Below are 5,680 nucleotides of genomic sequence, written 5' to 3'. Positions count from 1 at the left end.
GCCTGGCGGTGTCGGCCGTGCGCCTGGGCAGCGTCAGCCGCATCGCCGTCAGCGACACCGGCCCCGGCCTGCCGCCCAAGGCGCGCGAAAACCTGTTCGCGGCCTTTCGCGGCTCGGCGCGCAGCGGCGGCACCGGCCTTGGCCTGGCGATCGCGCACGAACTGATCCGCGCGCACGGCGGCACGGTCGAGCTGGTCGAGAGCATTGGCGGGCGCACCACATTCGCCGTCACCATCCCCGACCAGCCGGTCCGGCTCGACCAGGCCCGCAACGGCCTGCGCCGCCCGGCGTGACGGTTTAGAGCGCCGGGTCGCCCGGCCCTCTTGTCCTCTGGCCCGATGCTTCTTCCAATGAGCAGGAACCGGCTCAACTTCGGACCGTTGCCATCTGCCGGAATCCCAGCCTTCATCACCAACCAAGGCACTTGTGACAAAACTTTTGCCGGATCGGCTTGCTTTTCCGAAATTCAGTCGCTAGGGAACACGTCTCGTCGCGACCGGTCGTTTACGATCGGATTGCGGGGTCATGGAAAGCATGGCCTGTTGCGCGCCCGTAGCTCAGCTGGATAGAGCACCAGACTACGAATCTGGGGGTCAGGAGTTCGAATCTCTTCGGGCGCGCCAAACAATTATATGAGACCGTTGGGATTTCCGACCTTTTCTATGTTGCCTTCAACAGCCTAGAGGGGAACAAAAAGCCGTAAAAATCCCGGAATGGGGCTCAAAGCCCCACGGATACTCCCACTAATTTCATATGCGGTTCACTGGCTGTCCTACTCTCATCGAGGGTGACAAACCGTGAGGAAGCCATTCTCGGGCAGCCTCACGGAACGGGTAGCAGTTGCGCATTGCCGATCTTCCCGCCATCTATGCAAGAAGGCGCGGGGATCAATCAAGGCAATGCTTAAACCCTTTGGGAAGTGGTTCGTTACGAATTGGGAACGGGTCTTGTTTGTGATCGTCGGCTTGGCCCTGCTCGGCGCGAGCCTGACATTGATCTATCAGGAAAAAGTGACAGAAGCCGCCGCAGTCTTTGGCCTTGGCTTTCTCAGCTTTCTCTACGCCAACGTTTCGCGCTTCAAACGCTTCAAAGGGCTGGGCTTTGAAGCGGAGCTTTGGGAGGACAAGCAGAAAGAAGCCGCTGACCTCATTGAACGCTTGCGCGATATCGTTTCGATCTACACGCGGGAAGTTATACTTGGAAAGGTGAAGGCGGGGCGTATCGGGGTTGCAGGAAAGTGGAATGATCATTGGAAGCTCTATGATGATCTTGTCACGCAGCACAACACCCTTGGACAGAAGGTCGATTTTTCGGACATCAAAAAGGAAATGGATGACACTTTCCTTTTCGACATGACGATGCCCGAAATCAGGAAACTAAGAGCCGCTACGAATAAAGGAAAAGAGGCTGCAAGGCAAAGGATCGAGCAGGAGTTTGGAAGTCCCGTCCGTGACAATGAAGGCTACAATCGGCGCTGGGCGCAGTTTCGCGAGATACCTGAAGACATCAAAGACCCCTTCAAGATTTCGATCAAGGAGGATTTGGCAGGTTACGCCTTGAAGGTCTGGCGGGAAACCAAAGAACGGCTCAAACGAGATTTTGACGTGGACGCGGATGTTGACCAAAAGGTCCTTGATCGGTTCGTAACAATCTCAAAGCTCTATCAGTCCCGACCGGTTCAAGTGACGGACGAAATGATCGCATGGGCGAACCGGGAGGACTGAAATACTCCTTGCGCTTCAGTTCAAGTTCGGCAGACCTCATAGATCTCATGCGGACGACCTAGCTGGTCATGAACTCAGCCTGTTCATCGTGCCAGCCCTTCATCCACCTTTCACGGCGACCGCTATCCGTATAGGGGCATTTGCGCAGCGGGACGTGGCGTCGACAGGCTTTCTGCCCCTCTTCATAGACCGACCCGCCACCGTGAAGGTGCTCTTGTAAAAGGGCGGCACTGATTGTTGACTTCGGCATTTCATTGTCTCCGGTTTGAGTGCCGGAACATGGGAACGCGGCGACGGGGCAACAATCCGCAATTTTCGAACATCTATGGGAAAAGCGTCGACCTGTCCGTTACTTCCTTCTCCATCATATAATTGTTCCGCACGACCGGAGGTCCTAAGTGACGCTTGAAGAAGCTATTGCCGAGCATATGCAGCTAATCGACTTGGAGCTTCAGGTGGAGGAGCTCCCACTTTGGCAACGTCCGCTTAGGGCTTCAATCAAGTTCGTTCTAGAAAGCATTCTGGACATTCGGGGCGACACGAAGGAGGATTTTGCAGGGAAACCATGGTTTGCGGTGATCTTCCACCATATTGAGACATGGTATCGCGATACCTACGGAAGTGCTTTTGATCAGAGTAGCGGGGAGGGTTTTGCGTCGGGCGTAGTGCTTGTTCGGCATGTCCCGATTGAAATCCGCGTTCCACTAACACGCACCACGCCGGGGACACCTGGTGAAACCGTTTGGCTTCATTTCCCCCTTGGCATTGAACAGGGCGAGACGCCCACCGACTGGCTCGTAAACCCGCCCAACCTCGCGAAGATAGACCTGACGGAAAGCCGAAAACTGAAAACGAGGACGACGGCGGTGGCCACCGCCTTGCGCAGGATCAGAATGAACACGATGGGAGTGACCGCGCCGGATCATGAAATCACGGAATTGATTGATGGGGTTCTTTCTGATCTTCAAAACGCGGCAATAGGTCTGCTTACTGATAGTGATACCGCAAGGGGCGCTGCAATGTGGTCGATGCAGATGGCAATCGAACGGACGATAAAGGCATTCATTCTTCAAAAGACAGGCAGAAAGTATCGTGAAACCCACGACCTTTTTTACCTTTACGACGACGCGCTTCCGCATTGTTCCGGCATCAACCGCGGCCTCCTAAAGAAGCTCCCCAATTCACGCGAGATGATGGAAGGACGGTACGGTCTGGGTACGAAATGGACAATCCGCTATGCGACGGAAGCCTACTTCGCGGCGCTCATGCTCATTTCCGAGTTCTCAGCCCGGTATGATCGCAAGATAAGTGTCGGCGGCAGTCGGGTCCACCTCAAGCGTCCACCTTGGCTCACCTTGCCGAAGCCTGTCACAACCTAGGACTATTTCCCCCTACTTCTTTTTCACAGCCGCGAGCTGGTCGGACTGAATTTCCATGATGGAACGTGTTTCGGGTTTCCATACCGTCGACGCGCTGCATGCGATTTAACAGGAAAAATAGGCGCGCTATGTACCCCATGGATTATATGGTTCGACGATTGTGACCGCTGGCGTTCGACCGCGCACGGCAGGCGGAACCAACGGAGCCTGAATTGACATCCATCACTACCACCAAGCGAGCACTTATCACCGGGGCCGGAGCGGCCGACGGCATCGGCTTTGCCATTGCCCGGCAGCTCGGCCAAGCCGGCCATGCCGTTTTTCTCACCGGTGCCAGTGCACGTGTGCTCGATCGCGCCGTTGAGCTCCGTGCAGAAGGCATCGATGCCAGGGCCGCAATCGCCGATCTCACCATCGCTGCCGATGTCACGCGGCTGCGGGCCGATGTCGGCGCGGTCGATATACTGGTCAACAATGCCGGCATGGGCTCGCTGGCATCGCCATCGGTCGACAAGGCGTTTCTCGCCATGACCGAGGCCGACTGGGATCAGGGGATCGACGTCAGCCTGAAGACGGCATTCCTCGTCACGAAGGCGTTTCTGCCGGCGATGGTCGAAGCGGGCTACGGGCGCATCGTCAATGTGGCGTCGGTCACCGGGCCGCTGGTGTCTTTCGAAGGCACATCAGCCTATTCCGCCGCCAAGGCCGGCATGGTCGGCCTGACACGCACGCTGGCGCTCGAAGTGGCGAAAAGCGGCGTGACCGTCAATGCCGTGGCTCCCGGCTGGATCGAAACAGGGTCGTCGAGCGAGATGGAGCGGCAAGCCGCCCTGAATACGCCGCCGGCGCGGGCCGGGCGACCGGATGAGGTGGCCGCCGCGGTCGTGTTCCTGGCCTCGGAAGGCGCCAGCTATGTCAACGGCGCCCTGCTGGTGGTCGATGGCGGCAACAGCCTTCAGGAGCGCAAGGGCTGAAGCCGTTTAACGCGTCGGGTGCGAGAATTCAGCCTTTGCCCGAGCTTTTGCCTGCCCCCGGCGCTTCCGGCCTGAGATAGACGGCCAAGCAGCAGCAACAGATCGCCAAGCCCGCGACTGGATATTTCAGGGCGACCAGCCCCGCCAGCGCGAATAGACAGAGCGTCGCGAGCGACCGGATGCGCATGCGCTTGCGCACCGCGAGCGGAACCGCGTTCTCCGGCATCGGGTCGATGAGTTCGCGGATCAGAAGAATGTAGGTCAGGTTCACCAGGAAGAAGACGGCGGCATAGAAGGCGACCGGCTGCGGCGCCAGCTCGCTGACCGCCATCCACGCGGTCGCCAGCGGCAGCAGCGAAACCGAGAACAGATGTGCGAAATTGTACCACATCAGGCTGGCTGTCGCCTCCCTGGCGTGGCGTAACAGATGATGATGGTTCGCCCAGACGATGGCGATGAAGAGATAGCTGACGCTGTAGCTCAGCCATGTCGGCCAGAGCTCCAGAAGCGCCTTGAACGTCGGCAACTCCGGCGGGCGCAAGTCGAGGACCAGCACCGTGATGAGGACGGCGAACACGCCATCCGAAAATGCGCTCAACCGATCGAGCCCTGTCGAGGGAAGCACTGGACCGTCCTCGTCGCAGTTCGTGAGACATATAGTAGTGCTGTCGATAGCAATATCCATATGGACCATCTGACGCCGCCACCAGCGCCGCTCAGGACGCCTTGGCCAGAAAACTCTGGTAGTCCGATTTCGCCTGCAGCAGGCGCAGCACATTGTCGCGCGAGCCCCTTACGTGGGCGCGGGCCAGCGTGCCGGCTCGGGCGGCATCGCCGGCGCAGATCGCCTCGACGATCTCGGCATGCTCGTCGCGGGCGATCTTCCATTCGTCGAGCCACAACAGTTCGGTCCAGACATAGTGCTGGCACTTGTCGAGGATGCCGCACAGCATGCCATGCAGCATCGCATTGCCGCTGATTTCGGCGATGACGCGGTGCAGGTCGATGCCGACTTCGAGCTCCTGGAATTTTTCGCGCGTGGTGCGCTCCGGAATGGCGGCCAGCCGCTCGCATTCGGCCAGCATGACACGCAGCCGCGCCTTGTCCTGTTCCGTCGCAGCAGCGGCGGCCAGTTCCGTCGCGTGGCCGTCGAGCAGTTCGCGGATCTCGAAGGCCTCGCGGAACATGTTGATGTCGAACTCGGTGACGACATAGCCCTGGCGCGGCCGGCCGGTGACCAGGCCGTCGCGCTCGAGGCGGTTGAAGGCCTCGCGCACCGGCGTGCGGCTGACATTGAGTTTTGCGGCGATGTCGTTCTCGGTGACGCGCGATCCCGGCGGGATCTGGCCGGTCACGATCATCGCCTTGAGCGCGGAATAGACCGAGTCGCGCAGCGTGTTTTTGGTTTCCTTGGCCAAGTTCCGTTTCCAGTTCTCCGGTCTTTCTGCCGGCATACGTTCTCACGCATAGCTGTATTCAAAGTCGGCGCGGTTTGCCACGCTCCGGCGCCCCATCTCCCAGCCCGGGTCGACGACCCCAGGCGCGCCGATCGGTGTTGACATCGCTGATCCCGAAGCTACACTTTAAATTGTATACAAAATAG

At 58.9% G+C, this 5,680-nt stretch carries 6 protein-coding genes and 1 tRNA gene; 5 read left to right on the top strand and 2 right to left on the bottom strand.

What is annotated here, in order from left to right; translation table 11 throughout:
- From EN991_RS21215 to EN991_RS21195, 5 genes are all read left to right on the top strand, one after another.
- On the top strand, positions 1 to 293 hold a 293-nt coding region (locus EN991_RS21215), incomplete at its 5' end, for an ATP-binding protein (RefSeq protein ID WP_164760230.1).
- A gap of 253 nt (positions 294 to 546) precedes the next feature.
- Positions 547 to 623 (top strand) — tRNA-Arg (locus EN991_RS21210).
- Between the two features lie 324 nt (positions 624 to 947).
- Complete coding sequence (locus EN991_RS21205; RefSeq protein WP_127224211.1) at positions 948 to 1,724, top strand: hypothetical protein; 777 nt, start codon at positions 948 to 950, stop codon at positions 1,722 to 1,724.
- Positions 1,725 to 2,122: 398 nt separating this feature from the next.
- On the top strand, positions 2,123 to 3,103 hold the full coding sequence (locus EN991_RS21200; protein WP_127224210.1) for a hypothetical protein: 981 nt from the start codon (positions 2,123 to 2,125) through the stop codon (positions 3,101 to 3,103).
- Between the two features lie 212 nt (positions 3,104 to 3,315).
- Positions 3,316 to 4,077: an SDR family NAD(P)-dependent oxidoreductase gene (locus EN991_RS21195; protein ID WP_127369480.1), complete on the top strand. Its 762-nt coding sequence runs from the start codon at positions 3,316 to 3,318 to the stop codon at positions 4,075 to 4,077.
- Between the two features lie 28 nt (positions 4,078 to 4,105).
- Here the strand turns inward: EN991_RS21195 and EN991_RS21190 are convergent, their stop codons facing one another.
- Entirely contained in the window at positions 4,106 to 4,675 is a 570-nt protein-coding gene (locus EN991_RS21190; protein WP_027161123.1) for a TMEM175 family protein, read from the bottom strand.
- A 118-nt stretch (positions 4,676 to 4,793) separates the two neighbouring features.
- Complete coding sequence (locus tag EN991_RS21185; RefSeq protein ID WP_245461027.1) at positions 4,794 to 5,495, bottom strand: GntR family transcriptional regulator; 702 nt, start codon at positions 5,493 to 5,495, stop codon at positions 4,794 to 4,796.
- Positions 5,496 to 5,680: the final 185 nt, after the last annotated feature.

This window comes from Mesorhizobium sp. M7A.F.Ca.US.005.03.2.1 (assembly GCF_003997795.1).
In the GTDB taxonomy this organism is placed as follows: domain Bacteria; phylum Pseudomonadota; class Alphaproteobacteria; order Rhizobiales; family Rhizobiaceae; genus Mesorhizobium; species Mesorhizobium ciceri.
The sequence above is the reverse complement of the archived record's forward strand: the minus strand, read 5'-3'. Positions and strand labels throughout refer to the sequence as shown.